Genomic DNA, 19,352 nt, shown 5'->3' on the forward strand with positions numbered 1-19,352 from the left:
GCGAAGATTACTGACGAGATGGTAGTTGCTTGGCTACTGCTGCCAAAGGGTTTGGTTGAGGGTTTTGGGGTCTAGTTTGGGATATAACCGTGAGATAGGGTTTGAGTGCAGTATCATCTACCCAACCAGAGTAATATTTTACCTTGGTAGATTTTGTAGACAAATCGAGTAATTCTAAATCACCGCGCATTGTATTCCAATTGATGGGAACCTCCGGTTGCAGTTGACCAGAACCAATACCCCTTGGGCCGCCACCAGATAAATTCAGAGAAACTTCATCAAAACCGCGTACAAAACGTTCTCCATTCCAATTCCACTCAACACCAGGCCAATCAACGGATATTTTTCCTGGTGATAGAGAACGCGGAAACTGATAAGTACTCGCACCTTCTTCTAACTCCACAGTGAAGCCTGGGGAATATCTCACTTCATAACGTCCCTTTTGAGTCTGATAGTTGACGGGACTCCACCATAAAACCTCAATATCATCCCCGCTAGATAAAGAAGCGACTGGTGTTTTATTGGTTAGGGCGCTGTAGATTGGTAGTTGCTGGGGTAGTTTAGTCATTGTGGCAAATCGCCAACAATTCCAACTTTCAGGATTATCAGCAGTTTCCCACTTAACTTGACAAACACCGTTGGCAGTACTAACCCAAAGTTTGTCATTTTCTAATCTGAGTTTGTCAGGAATTGCCCCGACAATTGGGCTGTTATTGACAGTGTAAGCAGTTAAAGAACCTCTATTAGGATTTTGTGAATCTGGGCGATAAGCCACCAGTCCTTGAGATGGAATGTAGAGATTTCCTTCGCCACTAATATTAGTACCCACCCAAAATGTAGGGTTATTAGGGTTGCCAGTGATGGCTAAATCAGTAATTTGAGTAAACCACAGTGCTTCTGGTTGAATGATGTTAAATTTATCAGTTTTTGGGTCATAACTGATGATGGTAGCAATGCCGTTATTGCCTTCGCCTTGTTCAAAAGCCACTGACCACCAAACACGGTCATTGTAAACACTAGCAGATGTAATTTGAGGGAAGCCTAATTGATTTCCTGCCGCAGAATATCCCGCCTTGACTGCTATTTCTTGTAAATCTTTTAGTGTATATAAAGTTTGTCTTTGAGTATTTTGATTGTTGGGGTTAATTAACTCAAAAACAACTGCATCTTTCGCGGGGTCTGTTACATCCGGTCGAGAAATATTATTGTTTTCCCCCAAGGTGAACTGTGGTTGTCTAGCAACTCGATACTGATATGTTTTACCTTGGAAATCAATATTTTTAAATTTTGGATTTACCAATTCTTGTGCAAAGGTGGCGTAATTATTTTCTGGTTGCAGTTCCTTGGGTAAAGTCCCAGATTGGACTGTCCAATTATTATTACCACGACAGAAAACAAAATCCTGTTTTAAAGTCTGAAACTTAACTGTGTCACCATCAGCGACAATATTGCGGATGTGAAAATCAAACCTATCGTAGAAACCTTCATCTTTGTTGGGTGCGGGTAAGGAAACTACTTGTGCCTGGGGACAGTTTTCTATTTTAGCGTTAATATTATTTGCTGCTTGAGAGTTACTGTCAATATTAGTAGTGCAACCACTCAGAAAGAAAATAATACCAAAACCCAGAATATTGGCTCGCATAAATTATTACCCTGCAATTATATATCATTGCCGTGAATGAGCTTTAATATTAACTACGCGATCGCCTGATGATTTTTCTGAATTATGCTCAATGATTACTGATAAATTAGACCACAAAGATAGAAATATAAAAACTTATAATTTTCCCATTACATTCATGACTATATAATGATTAATTTTGTTCCTCTGGTAATTTTTGTAAGACCCCCCGCAAAAACTTACCCCATTCTGCGGCTAAAGGAATTTCTGTAAATGGAACTAATACCGAACTAGCAGACTCAGCAAAATTAAACTTGAGTTCGATAGAACGACCCTTCTCTGGTGGTGCATCTAAATTTACGACTTCATTATTTACCACAAGTTGAATTTCTTGTACATCAAGTAGAGAAAAAGTTTGCACTTCAATTAAACCCTTTGCTGTAGGTTTACCCCAGGTAATGTCGTTACCTTTTTGACCCAATACGGCGTAGATATCATATTTAGCCCGATCAAATTGCTCTGCCCAAATACGATAAGCTTCAACTTTTTGATATTCTTTTGAGCCTTGCCAAGCTAACCAGAAAAAAATGATTAACAGTGGCAACCAGAAAAGACCACGTTCCATTGTTTAAATATTCCTATGTGCAAGATTTAACTAAAAACATTTAAGTAGATGACAAAGTACACCAATCAGGGACGCAGATAGGTTATCGTAGTGAGCAATAACTGGCAAAAAGCGTGATGAATTGATATGAGAAGACTTATATTATTGTGCTTGTTTGTCATCGGGCTGATATCTGCTGTATTTGGTTTCCTGAGTTTTCAGGGACTAGCAGCTAAAGGCGAATTCGAGACAATTTTGTTAGATTTTCGAGAAGATATTCCAGCCGAGGTGATCAAACAGGATTTACAAGCGATCGCTCAACAATACAACGTTACACCCCAATTAGATAATAAATTTTCCGAGCAGGATCATGTTTATATTATCAAAGGCGATCGCCAGCGACTCAAAGCGTTACAAAAATCGTCCTTTGCTAAAGCCACAGAAATTATCGAGCCGAATTATATCTATAAGCTAACTCCACCAGCCAAACCAGTTTGGTTAGGAGAAATCTTAGGAAAAGAACAAAGGCAAGAGTTTAACTCCTCCTTAATTGGCCCCAACGATGAATATTACAGCAAACAGTGGAATCTCCACAAAATTGGTATAGAAGGTGCATGGACTCAAACCAAAGGTAGCGGCGTAACTGTAGCAGTCATCGACACTGGTGTTACCCAGGTACGTGACTTAAAAGAAACCAAATTTGTTCAAGGTTACGATTTCGTCAACGATAGAGTAGAAGCCACAGATGACAACGGACACGGTACTCACGTCGCCGGTACAGTCGCCCAAGCTACCAACAATAAATATGGGGTAGCTGGAGTTGCTTACGAAGCCAGCCTCATGCCCTTAAAAGTCCTGAGTGCTTACGGTGGCGGAACCGTTGCTGATATTGCCGAAGCCATTAAATTTGCTGCTGACAAAGGCGCAGATGTGATTAATATGAGCTTGGGTGGCGGTGGTGAAAGCCAATTACTCAAAGACGCTATCAACTATGCCCATAATAAAGGCGTAGTTATTATCGCGGCTGCGGGTAATGAAAACGATAGTTCCGCCTCCTACCCCGCCCGTTATCCCCATGTAATTGGTGTTTCCGCCTTTGGCCCCGATGGCGAAAAAGCCCCCTATTCTAACTTTGGTGCTGGCGTTGATATTTCTGCCCCTGGTGGAAGTGATGCAGGTGCAATTCTGCAAGAAACCATCAACGAAGAAGGCGAAGGCGTGTTCCTGGGACTCCAAGGAACAAGCATGGCTGCACCCCACGTTGCTGGTGTCGCTGCTTTAATTAAAGCTAGTGGCGTAAAAGAACCAGACGCAATTTTAGAAGTACTCAAACAGTCGGCGCGGGTAATTCAAGACGATGGCTTGAACTACTACGGTGCGGGACAACTCAACGCCGAAGCCGCAGTTAAATTAGCAGCCCAAGGACAAATCAGTTTCCAAGATTTCTTCCGTTGGTTGCGAGATAACGGCTATCTCAACCCCCGTTTCTGGTTTGATGGCGGTGCTGTAGCCCTATTACCCAAAATCTTAATGGTGGTTGGTTCTTACCTATTAGCTTGGTTTTTACGGGTTTACCTCCCCTTCCCTTGGAGTTGGTCTTTATCCAGTGGCTTGATTTTTGGTAGCTCTGGTCTATTCTTCCTCAAAGGAATCTATATTTTTGACCTACCCCAATGGCCATTCCGAGTTTTGGGTAGTTCCATTCCCGAATTGGGTAACACTTTACAGGGAAGCAATGCTTTAAACCCCGTGTTTGCCAGTGTGTTGATTCCGATTTTGTTAATAGCATTGCTATTAGGTCATCCCAGTTGGAAATGGTTTGCCATCGGTTCAACTTTAGGCGTAGCGGCTTGTTTAACCGTCAGTGCGGTTTTAGACCCAGCAGTTTGGGGACTAAATGATGTGAACTTAGCTCGTATATTCCTAATTATCAATGCTCTACTGTGTTATGCACTAGCTCGTTTAGCATTGAAAAACGAAGAGAAAACAGCGTAGAAGTGAGTGGGGTAAGAAAGTAGACAAGTATTATCTCTTCTCACCCTCCTCATTTCCCCTATTCCCCAATCCCCAACTTTTATGAGTATCACAGTCACAGGCAAAATCGAACGCCGTAATCTTGGCACTGGCGCATGGGCGTTAGTCTCAGATGACGGCGTTACTTACGAAATTCTCAGAGGCGCAGACAAAGAATTACTCAAGGCTGGACAAAAAGCCAAGGTAAAAGGACAGGTACGCGAAGATGTGATGACTATCGCCATGATTGGCCCTGTCCTAGAGGTAAAATCTTTTGAAGTTCTGAGTGATGAGTCATGAGTGCTGAGTAAATTATCTCCCTCACCCCTCTCATTTCCCCTACACCCTTACCCCCCTACACCCCTAATTACTACTAGAATCAAGAACCTGCTGTAAGCGAGTTCTGAATTCACCTTTGGGATGACCTCCTTTAACTTCACCAATAATATTGAATTCTCCTTCGGGAGACTCGCAGATAATATAAGTAGGCCATCCCATTTCGGATTTATCGGGATACTGAGTCAGCAAAATCTTGCGATACTTACGATAAGCCGCCGTATCCTGCATTTTGACATCAATAAATTGTAAACCCAGTTCTTCAGCCACTTTTTGGTCATAGAAAGCCATTTTGTGGCAGATGCCGCACTCTTCGGAGGAAAACTTAATGACAGCTAAACTCATGTAGCTCTGTGTCTCTTGTTGATCTAGCCAATATTATTCAGCATAGCGCTTAGGCTACAGACATTAAACTGTTACAGGTGTAAAAGTAAAATTTCTAGAGAAAAATTAAAATTTTGAGAGAATCTAGACATGAGTGCTGAGATATGCTCTCTCTGCACAAAAATCATCACTACTTGTGAACTAATATATAGAAATCAACTGGATTGATGGTAGAGTATACCAACGCATCACTCAAATAGGGTATTTTCTATCAAATTCCAGAGCGATCGCAGTCGCAAAATAAGTAATCAAAAGGGTAGCATTTTTTTAGATTACTTATTTAATTTAAAAATAACGAAAGTAAGTTATAATTCCTAAGACTCAAGAAATTCTAGTCAAAAGATGGTGACATTCATCGCAATAGTACTCCATCCGCGCTAGAATATAACTCCGATCTTGAGCTAAACTGTAGCCCTAAGCAACTACCAATCCATAGGGCAAGCAACCTAAAGGTTGATGAAAAAAGCTCCTACCTACTATTAACCAAACAGGGGAGTTAGTTATCAAGGTGCATCTACCAATCACCAGTTAGTATTAACCAAACTAGGGAGTTAGTTATTGAGGTGCATCTACCAATTAATTGTTCTATTTTGAATTACAGTCTTCCGGATAAATTGCATCAAAGGTGTGCTGTAGTTCATTTCCAATAAAAAACCCCTAGTGGTGGCAGCCAGCTAGGGGAGTTAGTTATCAGGGTGCATCTACCAATTAATTGTTCTCTGATTCAACAGGATGTTCCGGATGAAATTGTCACAAATGAAGTTGCTTTTTTTCACAAAAAAAGCCCTTACAAGTGGCAGCCACTGGGGAGAGTTATTTATTAGGGTACGTTCATCAAAATAATCGGTTTTGCATCAGCAATCAGTATATTTTCAACAATCTTATGATCAATGAAGTTACTGATTGCTACACATAAAAAAAGCCCCCAGTCGGTGTTAGCCAGCTAGGGGAGTTAGTTATCAGGGTGCATCTACCAATTAATTGTTCTACCCATATTCAACTAATTCCGGATGAATCTGCACAATGATGCTGGTTATTTATGAACATAAAAAAAGCCCCCAGTCGGTGTTAGCCAGCTAGGGGAGTTAGTTATCAGGGTGCATCTACCAATTAATTGTTCTACCCATATTCAACTAATTCCGGATGAATCTGCACAATGATGCTGGTTATTTATGAACATAAAAAAAGCCCCCAGTCGGTGTTAGCCAGCTAGGGGAGTTAGTTATCAGGGTGCATCTACCAATTGATTGTTCTACCCATATTCAACTAATTCCGGATGAATCTGCACAATGATGCTGGTTATTTATGAACATAAAAAAAGCCCCCAGTCGGTGTTAGCCAGCTAGGGGAGTTAGTTATCAGGGTGCATCTACCAATTAATTGTTCTACCCATATTCAGCTAATTCCGGATGAATCTGCACAATGATGCTGGCTATTTATGAACATAAAAAAAGCCCCCAGTCGGTGTTAGCCAGCTAGGGAGTTAGTTATCAGGGTGCACAATTAATTGTTCTACCCATATTCAACTAATTCCGGATGAATCTGCACAATGATGCTGGTTATTTATGAACATAAAAAAAGCCCCCAGTCGGTGTTAGCCAGCTAGGGGAGTTAGTTATCAGGGTGCATCTACCAATTAATTGTTCTACCCATATTCAACTAATTCCGGATGAATCTGCACAATGATGCTGGTTATTTATGAACATAAAAAAAGCCCCCAGTCGGTGTTAGCCAGCTAGGGGAGTTAGTTATCAGGGTGCATCTACCAATTAATTGTTCTACCCATATTCAACTAATTCCGGATGAATCTGCACAATGATGATTGTTACTGGGTAAATATCAAAGATGGCTATTCCATGTTTGCCAACTGGGAAATTAATGATGAAACTTTTTTAAAAGTTAGACAAAATACTTATTCGTTAAGGTCTGTCTTTGAGAATTGGTAAATTTTCCCTGCCTAAGACAGTAGAATAATCTAAGTATATGCTAGTTATAGAAAAAACCCCCAGTGGCTATCAACCAACTAGGGGAGTTAAAGATCAAGGTGCATCTACCGTTAAAGTGTTCTGGGCAGATGCTAACCAATCCGGATAAAGTTGTAGATGTAGAACCAGCAAAACCTTTGAGTGGAGAAACATTCAATGGCTTGCTGCATCTAGATTTACAGGAAAAGAAGGAAATCGAATTGAAACTTTGGCGTTTCAAACTAGATTTAGGAGGCAGATAGGAGAAGTTGTGTCCCAGGAATTTCACATTTCTGTAACCCCAGTAGGGCAGAATGACTACTTGGTGCGGACGGAAGAAGTCGCGCCTGGGGTACCTTTGGCAGAAGAACTGGTGACATGGCCTGTAGCTGATTGGTTGGCGGCGGCTGGGCATTTGATGAATGACCCATTGAAATCAGTTTTGCAGGGAGATGCGTTTCTTTCTATGGGGCGGGAAAGTGCGATCGCCCGCAACTCTGTTAATTTAGTAGCATTAGGTCAACAATTATATAACGCACTGTTTCAAGGTACTCTCAGAGATAGCTTGATTACAGCCCAAGGTATTGCTCAAAACCACCAACAAGTACTACGTTTACGGTTGGGTCTCAAGGATACTAGGTTAGCACGTCTGCCGTGGGAAGTGATGCACGCAGGCGATCGCCCCCTAGCCACAGGCCCTTATATTGCTTTCTCTCGCTACCAAAGTGGTATTTCCCCAACTTCCCGTGTACCTTCAGCCAACAGACTCAAGCTACCAGAAGATGGGGTTGTGAGAGTTTTAATGATCCTTGCATCACCCACAGATCAAGCGAGTTTGGATCTGCTGAAACAAGAATCTATTCGACTGCAAGCGGAACTACATCGTCAGCTACCGAGATCAATTGAAGGTGGTAATTATCTCCCAGAAATTGATCTCACCCTACTCAACCAGCCAGGGAGGGAAGAAGTAACCCAGGCTTTAGAACAAGGCAGATATCATGTTTTACACTACTCCGGTCATAGTAACTTGGGGCCGAATGGTGGGGAAATTTATTTGGTTAGTAGCCGGACTGGCTTAACAGAAACCCTATGTGGCGACGATTTAGCGGGTTTGTTGGTTAATAATAATATCCAAATGGCGGTGTTTAACTCCTGTTGGGGTACCTACACCGCTAGCTTTGATAATAGTGGCGACACAGGAGAACGCAACCTTACAGATAGTTTAGTTAAGCGGGGTATTCAAAGCGTCTTGGCCATGTCGGAACGTATTCCTGATGAAGTGGCGCTGACTCTCACGCAATTGTTTTATCGAAACTTGAGTCAAGGATATCCTGTAGATTTATGTGTGAGTCGGGTACGTCAGGGATTAATTTCTGCCTATGGTTCACACCAGCTTTACTGGGCATTACCAATTTTATATCTCCAACCGGAATTTGACGGTTTCCTTAGCCCCAAACTCTCTGCGGCTACAAGTGTTGGTTCCCTGGATGAATATAGTTCATCTTTAGCAGCAAATACCGCATCCACTTACTCTGGTGTGCTGGATGATGGGGAAATGTCTTTACCAATTGAGGATATGATGCCCTCTGGTTTAGTGCATGACTCTTCAGGAGTTGACTGGTTAGGGGAAGAAACTTGGGGTGATCTCGTGGATGAGATTGAGTATGATGACCCAAGTTATGCCGAAGATTCGGCTTTTGTTTCCGATATATTTCGCCAACTAGACCAGCAAATTATAGGGGATGAAGAAACTGAAGTACCTCCAGAAGTTAGACAACCTTTACCAGATAGTCATCTAGAACGACCGATTGCAACTGCACCCAGGGAAGATTTCTCCAGAATTGTACCTCCGGCAACTCATCATACTGCTCAAAACCTGAACCAAGACTTAGAAAATTTCCGCCTCCTGGCATCGAGAAATCGTGTCCGTCGCCAGCGTTGGCAGATTTTCGGGATGATTGGGGTGGGTGCGATCGCCATTATACTGATCTTTAGTTGGTGGCAAAGTCGCCAGACATCAGTAGTACGCGACATACCCCCCATTCCCACCCCATCTTTACCAGTTGAGACTCAGCCCCCAACGGATTTACGCCAAATGCCTACGGGAATGGTGACAGCCATTGCCACAGAAAAATTGAATCAAGGTGATTTGGAACCAGGATTGGCAGCTGTAGAAGAATTACTCAATCGCAACGCACTACAACCCGCCCAAACGGCATTACAATTAATTCCTGCCAACCAAGAAAAACAGGCATCAGTTAACTTCCTCAGAGGAAGATTAGCTTGGCAGTCTATCCAAACAGGAGATAAAAAATACAGTATTGATGATGCCCGTCGTTATTGGGAAAGAGCGGTGAAAGCTAACCCAAAATCGCTTTCATATATCAATGCTTTAGGATTTGCCTATTATGCTGAGGGTAATATCAATCGAGCCAATAACTCTTGGTTTCAAGCAATAAGTTTAGGACTTAAACAAGTGAATACTGCTGATGCTGCCGAAGTTTCCCCTAAAGCAGATGTACCGATTGAGGCTTTACCTGCCTATGCTGGTTTAGCATTGGGGATGTATAAAAATGCCCGTAACCGTAATTTCCCTCCCGATAAACAGGCGCAATATATAAATGAAGCCCTCAAATTACGACAAACAGTTTTAGAAAAAGATCCCATCAATTTTCAGCTAGACGAATTGAGCAAAAATTGGCTATGGACAGAAAATAGTCTCCGAGACTGGCGATCGCTTCTGCAACAAAAAAGCCCCAAGCAAAGTAGGGGAAGATGAGGAAATGGGGAGTAGGGACTAACTGACCGAACAAAAAAAGGATACAAGCCCCCGGATTTATCCGTGAGGTCTTTAATTTTGAATTTTGAATTTTGAATTTTGAATTTTGAATTGGAGCGTAAAGCCTGCGGCATAGCTTCGCTTAACGCGTAGCGTCTCGTAGAGAAGCGACTTGACGCATATAAAGATTTTGTGAAGTGCAGGCTAGATAGTCGCTATTGTGAAAATTTGTAAAAGTACTTTGGGAAAAATAAATATGGGGATACTGCTTTTTTAGTAATTGGCTGAACTGTAATTGTTCGGAGTGAAAAGTAGCAAAAATACTTAAGGCCCAAAGGAACAAAATTATGCTCGCCAGTCAAAGCGTAAAAAATGGTCATGATTTGAGCCTGAGATTAGATTCTACGTTACAAGAATTACCTGTGTGGGATGTTGAGGTGGAAATTCATCTTCCAGGTAACAAATTGATTAGATGTTTTGAGCATGAGCCTTTATTGCCAGGAGTTATCTTAACTGATCATCAACAAGTTGTAGGGATGATTTCACGACAGAGTTTTTTTGAGTGTATGAGTCGTCCTTATAGTTTTGGCTTGTTTTCGATGCGCCCGATTGAAAGTCTCTACAATTTTCTCAAACCACAGGTTTTTATCTTTCCTGCACATCAGTTAGTTACAGAAGCTACTCAGGAAGCATTGCAGCGATCGCCTAGACTTGTCTATGAACCAATTTTAGTGAAAAGTTCATCGGGAAAGTATAAGGTACTTGATTTTCATCAGTTGCTTTTAGCTAACTCCCAAATTCATGCTCTCACCCTAGAAAAACTACAACACGTCAAAAAACAATCACGAATAGCTAAGGCAGGATTTCGTGACCTGCAAAATAACTATACTCAACTATTGCAAAATGAGAAAATGGCGGCTTTAGGTCAGTTAGTCGCGGGTATTGCTCATGAAGTTAATAATCCCATCAACTTTATTGCTGGTAATCTTGTTCACACTATTGACTATACCCAGCAATTACTCAACCTCATCAATTTATACCAAAATAATTATCCCCATCCTGTGGAGGAAATTGCAACTGCGATCGCTGAAAGTGAACTGGGCTTCATTACCCATGATTTACCTAATCTACTAACTTCTATGCGGAGTGGGTGCGATCGGATCGTACAAATTATTCGCTCTTTACGCAATTTCTCTCGTCTGGATGAATCTGATAGAAAATTGGTGGATATTCATGAAGGTATTGATAGTACTCTGCTAATTTTACAAAGTCGGCTCAAAAACCCAAACATTACTCACCCTATTAACGTTATCAAAGAATATGAGAACCTGCCTCTAGTTGATTGCTATGCTGGTTTACTCAATCAAGTATTTATGAATCTTCTCAGCAATGCCATTGATGCTTTAGAAGAATCCACAGTCAAATATCCGGGAATGGTAACTAAGCCACAAATTATCATTCGGACAGAAATTATAGGTGATCAGCAAGTAGTAATTCGCATTGCTGACAATGGGATAGGAATTCCAGAAGAGGCAAAACAGCGATTGTTTGACCCGTTTTTCACTACTAAACCTGTAGGTAAAGGTACTGGCTTAGGGTTATCTATTTGCCATCAGATTATCGTTGAGAAACATGGTGGACAGATGGATTGTGTATCTAGTTTAGGACAAGGAGCCGAGTTCATTATTAAAATTCCGCTCAAATTTCAAGGAGTCGGCAAATGAATCAATATTTTTATACAAAATACTTGCGTATATTGACTGAATCGTGTCAGGATCAATCTGCATAAACCAATAAATTAATATCTTATGAGCAAAAAATGGGCATTTAGCCTCATACTGCTGACAACTTTGGGAAATTTAACGTCCTCAGGGAGTGCTAGGGCTAATTTTAATGGCAAGCTGACTGTAGAAATTGATGGGTTAAAAAACAAACAAGGACAAGTCTGCGTCAGCATATTTACTAGTAGCCAAGGATTCCCCGGCGATCGCAAACGGGTGTTTGATAGGCAGTGTACTCAGATTAACGAAACACCCTTGAAACTTACTTTTAACAACTTAAAAGCAGGAACTTACGCTGTAGCTGCTATTCAAGATTTGAATGGTGATGGTACTCTCAATCGCAATGACTTAGGTATGCCTGTGGAACCCTTTGGGTTTTCCCGTAACCCGGAAGTTCGCACCAGCGCCCCCAAGTTTGGAGATGCGGCTTTTATTTTGGCAGGCAGCAACACTACTATTCAAGTACAGATGAAAAAGTTATAATTAGCCTCTTATCAGTGACTAAATCCCCATCTTTTTGTGAGTCCAAAATGTAGGGTGCGTCAGTATGAATAATTTCTTGGTACAGCTAGGTTTTTTGCACTGACGCACCCTACTAACCGTCAATTTGGAATAATTTGTTTTTTGGTCTTCCCTAACTTTTTAGCGAGAATCTTCTGGAGTATTGTCTGCTAGGCTTGTTTTATCTACGTTCCGCATTCTATTCATCTGAGTTAGGGCATACCTTGCTGTTGCCTGGACTTCAGCATCAGGATCATCTAGGGCATGAGCTAACATCTGACTCATCTGAGCCATCATGTCATAGACGCGGGTCAAATCACGAATGGCGTTTTGTCTGACTTGTGGGCTTTCGTCCTGCATGGAGACGGCAAAAGCCTTGTTGATTGGTTTGAGTGAACGGACGTTAATTTCTGATAAAGCAGCCAAAATTAAATTACGTTGTTGTGAATCGGCATCAATCAACATATTAACGAGTGGTTGAATTGCGCGTGAATCGCCCTGCTGTCCTAAATCCCAAATAGCTTTGTGTCGTTTTTTAGGGTCGGTACTGCGTAAATCTTGAACTAACTCATCAACAATGTTGAGTTTAGCAAGACGGGAAGTTGTTTCAACAGGCATCACTGTTGCGGGGAATGATGCTGGCGCTGTTTGGGAAACGCTGGCTTGAGCAGTAGTTTCCTGATAATTAGATGTATGTGCTAACTCTTGTAAAACTGGGGCAATGGGATCTTGTTGATTGGCACTTAAAGCTTTTTGTGGTGCTGTTTTGAGTTGCTTTTGTGGTTTGTTGGGGTCGAACCGCCGTAATAAATATAGGATTGCGCCAATAGTTCCTAAAGTTCCTAAGCCCAATATTGACCACCAAAGAAAATCTCTAAAGGCTGAATTAGAGTTATTGGTAGTTGTGACGGGAGCTTCAGAAGATGAGGCGACAGCCAGTTTATTCTGATTATCTATCAAGGCTGTTTGTAAAACCCTTTTAGTGGCTAGATCCGCCACCCCATCAACTCTACTAAACACTTTAGCTTGCTGAAATTTTGCTACAGCCTGTTTTGTACTGTCACCGTATTTTCCATCAGTAATGCCACTGTAGTATCCTAGCTGCTTTAATTGCATTTGTAGTGTTTGCACATCCGGCCCTTGACTACCTGGCTTAAGAGCAACTTGCCCAGTCGCTGAAGTGGAACTGACTTGTGCGACTTCTAATTTTTTAGGTGCGAAGTTGGTTGTAGCTGTGCTGGCTTGAGTTGAGTAAAAACCCACACAAGAAACACAGGTAAGTATGACAATTGAGGGGTAGTTTAGCCTCATATTAAAAGTTAGAGCCTGAATGTGTTTTTAAAGTTATCGGGAAATTGATAACCTAAATCTATGTAAGTACTAATTTTTATTTTGACGCAAAAATCTAACCTTAGTTGCTAGTAATATACCTTATTTTGTCTAATTATTTTATTTTTTCTTCTGATTCAGGTAATCTCAAAACTCAGATTCTTGCGACTGTACTGGCTCTGCACACTCAGGGATTGATTATAGGACTTACGCACTCAGATTTTCTGTTGAGACCGGGTGTAAGGGTTTCAAACATTGATGGATAAGCCTTGATGATTTTTTATTGGCAAGTGTCTTATACCAATTCTCTCTGAAGTTGCGCCAAATAAATGATGTACAGACTTTGCGTGCAACGTCTCTACAGTACAGAATAAAGTGCATCTTTATCAAGAAACGGTATTAGGGTAGAGTTTCTGGCTCAGATTCTCTGACTTTTACAGCTAAGGGGTTGAGCTTTTTCGTAGTTGCTTCTGCGAGCATTGGTTGGGATTTTGCAGATATTTCTTCCATGACAGACTTTTTGTTTTGTCCTGCCAGGTTATCACGCTGATTTATGAGGTAGATGCTGATTAAAGTGAGGAATACTCCTACCCATTGCAAGGTAGAGAGAACTTCTGAAAGTAAGAGATGACCGAATAACAGAGCAAATATGGGAGTAAGGAAGGTGAGGGAACTGAGACTGGTAAGACTACCACTAGAAGCGAAGTAGAAAAATAATCCGTAGGCGATCGCACTGCCAAAGACGGTAGCATAAGCTAAAGCTAGCCATTCCGAACCTACCAGATTTTCCCATTGTTGAGATTCTACGACTGCGGAAATTCCCCACAATGGCAAACCACCGATAATCATGTGCCAGCCTGTAGCCGTTACAGGGTCTACATACCGCGTCACAAATCTAATTAACACCGTTCCTACGGCCATTGACAACGCCGCCAACAACATTAACCATTCACCACTGGCAAACAGGTTTTGCCAGTTGCCAATCGTCACCTCTGCACCTGTACCTAGTAAACTGAAAATCCACTCATCAGGTAAGCCAATTAAACTAATTCCTGTGACTCCCAGACCTAATCCCAGCCATCCCCATAAACCAATCCGTTCTTGAAATAGCCACAACGACAGCAACGCCACCGCTAAAGGTTGGGAGTCAATCATGACTGAACCTAACCCCGCACTGGTACGGACTAACCCCTCAGCTAAGAACCCTTGAAATAAGGTTCCATCCACTAGCCCAAATAAGGCAATCCACAACCACCCTTGCCAACTATTAGGCTGGGGTCTACCTGACAGTGCGGCGGCAATTAAAATTAACACTCCCGCCGGTAGCAGCCGCACTCCCGCCATGAAAAACGGTGTGGTGTGGGGTATGACTCCTTTCATTGCTACCATTGCCGTCCCCCATAGGAAAAATGGCGCAATTAACAGTAGAGGGGCTATGGGAAATTTGGATGCACTGAGTTTCAGTTGCATGGTGTTGGTGATGCCTTTGGTTTACGGGTGCAGAGATTACTTTAACCAATTCTACCCAATTGTGTCTTTTTGTGAAGGAAATAATACTTAGGGGCTTTGGTCATGGGTAACGGGTAATTGGTAATTGGGAGAAGATTTTTAGCTATTACCTATGACCAGTTACCTATTATCACTCCTGAATTGATCACCAGCAACGTAGATTGTTTAGGAGAAATTAGGAAGTAGATTTTTTTCTAAATGGGTGAGTAATTTCACGCCAAATTCTGCTTCAAAGACTGCTTTTTTGTAGTCTAAACTCCATAGTTCTAAAGCGCAATCGTCATCGGGTCGAGATGGATAGATGAGTAAGTTAAACTGCTGGAAGTGGTGATAATAATCACATTTGATTTGAGCGATCGCCCCAATTTGTCGCCTATCTAATGCTACTGCCAATCTTAACAGCGCACTTAATTGGCTCACGATTTGCCGATGCTCTTTACTCAATAGGTTTCGGTAATTTTCATGCTTTTTCTTGGGCGGTGATTTGCGGTGATAACGGGCTAAATTGGCAATGATTTCGATCTCGGTTTCGTTGTAACCGAGTAGTTCACTATTGCGAATGAGATAGTAGGAATGTTTGTGGTGGGATGAATGGCTGACATGATGGCCGCAGTTGTGTAAAATTGCTGCCGCCCAAAGTAATCGCCGTTCGTTGCTGCCCCAGTGGTGTAGTAGTCCTTGGGTTTGGTCAAATAAACTCAGGGCAAATGTGGCTACGCGATCGCTATACTCTAAGTTAACTTGATACTTGCTGGCCTGTTTGAGGACACTACGCTGGCGAATCGAACTTTGAAACCGCAATCTGTCTTCAATTAAGCCGTGGCTTAACATCCAGTCAACAATTACCCCTTCCCGTAATGCGCGACCACAAGCGGTTAATGACTCCACACCCAACAGGGTCATAGCTTCTTGCAAGATGACAGCGCCGGCGAGTATGACTTCAGAACGCTTTTCAGGCATTCCAGGGATAGCGGCTCTTTCGGCATTTGTCATTCTCCGCAGGCGATTTACCCACTCTCGCAAGTCTTTGAGGGTGAATTGATAGCCATTGAGGGTAGAAGGGACTGTACCCGTTTTTTCCCGCGCATGAATCATGGCAATGGTTTCAATTGTGCCGGAAGTGCCAATTAAACGGGGAGATTCGCCAGGATTCAGGTTAGCTAGCACTTCTTCCACAGAACGTTCTAACATCCCCCTGGCGTAGGCTTGCAGGTATTGAAACTCGATATTGCTGATGGGGTCTGTGGTGATTAACTCGCTCGTGAGTCGTACAGCACCAACTTTTGTGCTGGTGAGGGTGCGAGGTTCTTGAGTGTCGCCTAAAATCAATTCTGTAGAACCACCACCAATATCAATAATCAGGTGCGGTTGGTTATGAAATTCCATCCCCGACAAAACACCCAGGTAAATGCGTCGTGCTTCTTCTTGCCCAGAAATCAAGTCAACGCTTAAACCCAATTCTGTTTCGATCTGGTGTAAAAAATCTTTACCATTGGGAGCTTCTCGCACTGCACTAGTCGCTACAGCAATTAATGCTTCCGCGTTAGCAGTTTTAGCTGCTTCTTGAAAGCGCTTCAACGTAGCAATCGCTTTTGCCATAACCTGTGGTTTTAACTCCCCAGTGGTAATATTGCGATCGCCCAGTCGCACTGTTTCTTTTTCTCTGGAAACAATACTAAAAGCTGGTAGTGTCGGGTCAATCTTTACCACTACCATGTGCAGAGAATTGGTTCCCATGTCAATGGCAGCAATAATCCGGTGTTGCTGAACTGGTTGAGTGTTGACACTCTCCCAGCTAGATGAAACTAAATTCACCATCTAGTCTTCTCTCTGTATTCAGGATGGATGGTAATGAATGATGTGTCGGGGTAGTTGGCACTGATATTATGTTGCAACACACTTAATTTTCAGGTTGAGCGTAGTTGGAACTACCTGAACTTAAGTATATTCACCCTGCTACTGACAATTTTCGTGACTATTTAATTAAATTTAGTTAAAGTTGCCACTGAAGATTATGTCTTTACAAATATCAAATAACGCTATTCTATAGATGTAAAGATGTGTGAAGTAGGGACTGGGGACTGGGGACTAGGGACTGGGAAGAGTAGAAAGAAACAGGATAGTCATAGGTAATCTACATCGATACCCAATACCCAATCCCCAATACCCAATCCCCCATACCCGATCCCCAATCCCCATGCTAGAAACTAACCAAGAACCCATTTGGCTAACGATTTTCCGTCTTTTGCGGTGGCACAAACCAGAAGGACGATTGATTTTGATGATTCCGGCACTTTGGGCTGTGTTTTTGGCGGCGGCAGGCAAACCCCCTTTGCCTTTGGTGGGGGTAATTGTCTTGGGTACTCTGGCTACCAGTGCGGCTGGATGCGTGGTTAATGATTTATGGGATCGGGATATTGATCCAGAAGTGGAGAGAACACGCGATCGCCCCTTAGCATCTCGGACGCTTTCTATAAAAGTTGGTATTGCAGTTGGTATTATATCTTTATTTTGTGCAGCAATTCTCGCCTACTACCTTAACCCCTTGAGCTTTTGGTTATCTGTGGCTGCCGTGCCTGTAATTTTGCTTTATCCGGGTGCAAAGCGAGTGTTTCCTGTCCCGCAGTTGGTTTTGTCCATTGCTTGGGGTTTTGCGGTGTTAATTAGCTGGAGTGCGGTAACACAAAACATTTCTCAAGCAACGTGGTTACTGTGGGGGGCCACCTTACTCTGGACATTGGGATTTGATACAGTTTACGCCATGAGCGATCGCGAAGATGATCGACGCATTGGAGTTAATTCCAGTGCCTTATTTTTTGGTGATTATGCTCCTTTAGCTATTGGCATTTTCTTTTTAGGCACAATTATTTGCCTAACTTGGTTGGGTGTTGCCATCCACCTACATCTAGCATTCTGGATTACCTTAGGAATCGCTTCAGTTGGTTGGATTTGGCAGGTTTTACTTTTAAGACAGCCACAATTGCCTAATCCGGCTTACGGTGAGATGTTCCGGCAAAATGTCTGGATTGGTTTTATTGTACTGGCTGGGATGATATTCGGTTCTTTGTAAGGAAGGGTATAGGGGTGTAAGGGTGTAAGGCGTTTAAAATTGACATCCCCACTTAATACCTTGCACCGCTCTCTTATTGCGAAAATAACAAGGTAAAAGGCTAATTATTTCGTAGGGTGGGCAATGCCCACCACTTGCTGATTGAGAAGCTGCAAGATGTTAGCCTCACCCTTGTCCAAACCCTTGATTTTTCATTTTCATCCGTAAGTCCTAATAAATTCACACTCAGAGGGACAAAGCAATGCTGTGTCCTTATTTTTCTACGTATTCCTACTGAACAATCTTTACCTGAATTTTATAAAAAAGCAGTATTTTCCGTACTTTTAAAAAGTTTTTATCAAAATATCTGCGATCACCTCCGAAATATTACGAATATAGTTTAGTAGTTGGGTATATAGCTATAGAAGTTAGACTCACCCAACTCTATGAAGCGATCACTTATATTGGGTCAGAACCCATCGCACCTAGTCAAAATCACCATGATAGTTTTATTGTCTCTTGGCAGCGTTGGTGTTGTTGGGGGAAGTTTCTTTCTAAGAAAAGCTTTTATCACTAGTAGCCAGTCGGAAATAGTCACAGATACATCACGCTACAAAGAAATACGCCATCAACTTTGGTCTACTCAGGACGAAATTAAACACTTTCCTTCAGAAATACCTGCTGGAGTCGAAAATGAGCGTCTAGCCTATGCACCAGGAAGTTCACAAACTGGTAGTTACTTTCAAGTAAGGCTGAGAAAGTCACCAGAACAAATTCAACAATTACTCAACCAGTACCGCAAACTGGCTAAACATCAATACAGAGGCGGTGACACAAACGTTCACGCCAATTTACCTAATGGTGTACCGACTACGTTTTTCTACACCAGTGAATCTGCTGCCGAGTCTTTTCCACCTTCTTATGAAATACTTGTTTTAAATGCAAAGGATAAAGGTAGACCTGGTTTTAAGTGGAATCACGGTGATAGCTATGGCGTGGCCATTGATAGTTCAGCTTCAGAAATTATTTATTGGGCTGAAAAATGGTAATTGGTAGTTTAACTCATAAGATATGTAGTCATTATTCATTTGCTCCATTGGCTAATCATGGAAATTATTTGGGTTTAAATCAACAGGAAAAACAAAAAATTCTTTGTTTGCTTCAATTAGTGTTTTGTAATGAAGGTCAATTGCCTTTGATAAATTGCAATATTTAATCGGTACCCATAGTCCATCGCTGAAAAAATATATGACAACCCGATGATTTAGGTATTGATCCAACGGAAGTGGAATTTGCCAGTTTGAATTCAACATCTAATTCTTAAGGATTATATAACACATTATTCGCTTTATTCTTTCTCATACTATTGGTATACAACTAAGGCGTTAGACTATCTGTAGTTAGGTTACTTAGTATGACAAAAGTTAGAAATTTAGTTGATTAGGTTAAATATTTAGTGGTTATCTATCTATATCGGCAAAT

The 19,352-nt window shown here is 41.9% G+C and carries 15 protein-coding genes; 9 read left to right on the top strand and 6 right to left on the bottom strand.

Going from position 1 to position 19,352, the window contains the following annotated elements; translation table 11 throughout:
- Positions 1 to 7 precede the first annotated feature (7 nt).
- Complete coding sequence (locus tag GSQ19_RS23475) at positions 8 to 1,642, bottom strand: hypothetical protein (protein ID WP_011320237.1); 1,635 nt, start codon at positions 1,640 to 1,642, stop codon at positions 8 to 10.
- A gap of 172 nt (positions 1,643 to 1,814) precedes the next feature.
- Positions 1,815 to 2,246 carry a hypothetical protein gene (locus GSQ19_RS23480; protein ID WP_011320238.1) on the bottom strand — a complete coding sequence of 144 codons (432 nt, stop codon included), beginning with the start codon at positions 2,244 to 2,246 and terminating at the stop codon, positions 1,815 to 1,817.
- A 126-nt stretch (positions 2,247 to 2,372) separates the two neighbouring features.
- On the opposite strand from GSQ19_RS23480, the gene GSQ19_RS23485 reads away from it, so the two are divergent.
- Positions 2,373 to 4,220: a S8 family peptidase gene (locus tag GSQ19_RS23485; RefSeq protein ID WP_011320239.1), complete on the top strand. Its 1,848-nt coding sequence runs from the start codon at positions 2,373 to 2,375 to the stop codon at positions 4,218 to 4,220.
- 81 nt (positions 4,221 to 4,301) lie between these two features.
- On the top strand, positions 4,302 to 4,538 hold the full coding sequence (locus GSQ19_RS23490) for a hypothetical protein (RefSeq protein ID WP_011320240.1): 237 nt from the start codon (positions 4,302 to 4,304) through the stop codon (positions 4,536 to 4,538).
- Positions 4,539 to 4,601: 63 nt separating this feature from the next.
- On the opposite strand, the gene GSQ19_RS23495 is transcribed toward GSQ19_RS23490, so the two are convergent.
- The gene (locus tag GSQ19_RS23495) at positions 4,602 to 4,919 is read right to left on the bottom strand and encodes a hypothetical protein (protein ID WP_011320241.1); all 318 of its coding nucleotides are present in this window, start codon (positions 4,917 to 4,919) and stop codon (positions 4,602 to 4,604) included.
- A gap of 1,841 nt (positions 4,920 to 6,760) precedes the next feature.
- On the opposite strand from GSQ19_RS23495, the gene GSQ19_RS23500 reads away from it, so the two are divergent.
- From GSQ19_RS23500 to GSQ19_RS23520, 5 genes are all read left to right on the top strand, one after another.
- Positions 6,761 to 6,904: a hypothetical protein gene (locus GSQ19_RS23500; RefSeq protein ID WP_153228430.1), complete on the top strand. Its 144-nt coding sequence runs from the start codon at positions 6,761 to 6,763 to the stop codon at positions 6,902 to 6,904.
- 128 nt (positions 6,905 to 7,032) lie between these two features.
- Entirely contained in the window at positions 7,033 to 7,185 is a 153-nt protein-coding gene (locus tag GSQ19_RS23505; protein ID WP_153228431.1) for a hypothetical protein, read from the top strand.
- 8 nt (positions 7,186 to 7,193) lie between these two features.
- Positions 7,194 to 9,701, top strand: coding sequence for a cell division protein HetF (gene hetF / locus GSQ19_RS23510; protein WP_011320242.1), 2,508 nt, complete (start codon positions 7,194 to 7,196; stop codon positions 9,699 to 9,701).
- Between the two features lie 347 nt (positions 9,702 to 10,048).
- Positions 10,049 to 11,425 (top strand): sensor histidine kinase, encoded by a 1,377-nt coding sequence (locus tag GSQ19_RS23515; protein WP_011320243.1) that lies wholly within the window; start codon positions 10,049 to 10,051, stop codon positions 11,423 to 11,425.
- Positions 11,426 to 11,509: 84 nt separating this feature from the next.
- Positions 11,510 to 11,965 carry a DUF2141 domain-containing protein gene (locus GSQ19_RS23520; RefSeq protein WP_011320244.1) on the top strand — a complete coding sequence of 152 codons (456 nt, stop codon included), beginning with the start codon at positions 11,510 to 11,512 and terminating at the stop codon, positions 11,963 to 11,965.
- Positions 11,966 to 12,124: 159 nt separating this feature from the next.
- Here the strand turns inward: GSQ19_RS23520 and GSQ19_RS23525 are convergent, their stop codons facing one another.
- The 3 genes from GSQ19_RS23525 to GSQ19_RS23535 form a co-directional block, all read right to left on the bottom strand.
- On the bottom strand, positions 12,125 to 13,294 hold the full coding sequence (locus GSQ19_RS23525; RefSeq protein WP_011320245.1) for a peptidoglycan-binding protein: 1,170 nt from the start codon (positions 13,292 to 13,294) through the stop codon (positions 12,125 to 12,127).
- 417 nt (positions 13,295 to 13,711) lie between these two features.
- Complete coding sequence (locus GSQ19_RS23530) at positions 13,712 to 14,782, bottom strand: DMT family transporter (protein WP_011320246.1); 1,071 nt, start codon at positions 14,780 to 14,782, stop codon at positions 13,712 to 13,714.
- 204 nt (positions 14,783 to 14,986) lie between these two features.
- Complete coding sequence (locus GSQ19_RS23535) at positions 14,987 to 16,639, bottom strand: Ppx/GppA phosphatase family protein (RefSeq protein WP_011320247.1); 1,653 nt, start codon at positions 16,637 to 16,639, stop codon at positions 14,987 to 14,989.
- 379 nt (positions 16,640 to 17,018) lie between these two features.
- Between GSQ19_RS23535 and GSQ19_RS23540 the strand changes: the two genes are divergently transcribed.
- Both GSQ19_RS23540 and GSQ19_RS23545 read left to right on the top strand, forming a co-directional pair.
- Entirely contained in the window at positions 17,019 to 17,891 is an 873-nt protein-coding gene (locus GSQ19_RS23540; protein WP_011320248.1) for a 4-hydroxybenzoate solanesyltransferase, read from the top strand.
- A gap of 425 nt (positions 17,892 to 18,316) precedes the next feature.
- Positions 18,317 to 18,919: a hypothetical protein gene (locus GSQ19_RS23545; protein WP_011320249.1), complete on the top strand. Its 603-nt coding sequence runs from the start codon at positions 18,317 to 18,319 to the stop codon at positions 18,917 to 18,919.
- The last annotated feature ends 433 nt before the right edge of the window (positions 18,920 to 19,352 follow it).

The sequence above is a fragment of the Trichormus variabilis 0441 genome, assembly GCF_009856605.1.
Classification (GTDB): Bacteria; Cyanobacteriota; Cyanobacteriia; order Cyanobacteriales; family Nostocaceae; genus Trichormus; species Trichormus variabilis.

Excerpts from the sequence above, each read along its gene's own strand:
- GSQ19_RS23540 (WP_011320248.1), top strand. The coding sequence starts at position 17,019 with ATGCTAGAAACTAACCAAGAACCCATTTGGCTAACGATTTTCCGTCTT.
- GSQ19_RS23535 (WP_011320247.1), bottom strand. The coding sequence starts at position 16,639 with ATGGTGAATTTAGTTTCATCTAGCTGGGAGAGTGTCAACACTCAACCA.
- GSQ19_RS23485 (WP_011320239.1), top strand. The coding sequence starts at position 2,373 with ATGAGAAGACTTATATTATTGTGCTTGTTTGTCATCGGGCTGATATCT.
- GSQ19_RS23475 (WP_011320237.1), bottom strand. The coding sequence starts at position 1,642 with ATGCGAGCCAATATTCTGGGTTTTGGTATTATTTTCTTTCTGAGTGGT.
- GSQ19_RS23495 (WP_011320241.1), bottom strand. The coding sequence starts at position 4,919 with ATGAGTTTAGCTGTCATTAAGTTTTCCTCCGAAGAGTGCGGCATCTGC.
- GSQ19_RS23515 (WP_011320243.1), top strand. The coding sequence starts at position 10,049 with ATGCTCGCCAGTCAAAGCGTAAAAAATGGTCATGATTTGAGCCTGAGA.
- GSQ19_RS23500 (WP_153228430.1), top strand. The coding sequence starts at position 6,761 with ATGAATCTGCACAATGATGATTGTTACTGGGTAAATATCAAAGATGGC.
- GSQ19_RS23525 (WP_011320245.1), bottom strand. The coding sequence starts at position 13,294 with ATGAGGCTAAACTACCCCTCAATTGTCATACTTACCTGTGTTTCTTGT.
- GSQ19_RS23480 (WP_011320238.1), bottom strand. The coding sequence starts at position 2,246 with ATGGAACGTGGTCTTTTCTGGTTGCCACTGTTAATCATTTTTTTCTGG.
- GSQ19_RS23530 (WP_011320246.1), bottom strand. The coding sequence starts at position 14,782 with ATGCAACTGAAACTCAGTGCATCCAAATTTCCCATAGCCCCTCTACTG.
- GSQ19_RS23490 (WP_011320240.1), top strand. The coding sequence starts at position 4,302 with ATGAGTATCACAGTCACAGGCAAAATCGAACGCCGTAATCTTGGCACT.
- GSQ19_RS23545 (WP_011320249.1), top strand. The coding sequence starts at position 18,317 with ATGAAGCGATCACTTATATTGGGTCAGAACCCATCGCACCTAGTCAAA.
- GSQ19_RS23505 (WP_153228431.1), top strand. The coding sequence starts at position 7,033 with ATGCTAACCAATCCGGATAAAGTTGTAGATGTAGAACCAGCAAAACCT.
- GSQ19_RS23520 (WP_011320244.1), top strand. The coding sequence starts at position 11,510 with ATGAGCAAAAAATGGGCATTTAGCCTCATACTGCTGACAACTTTGGGA.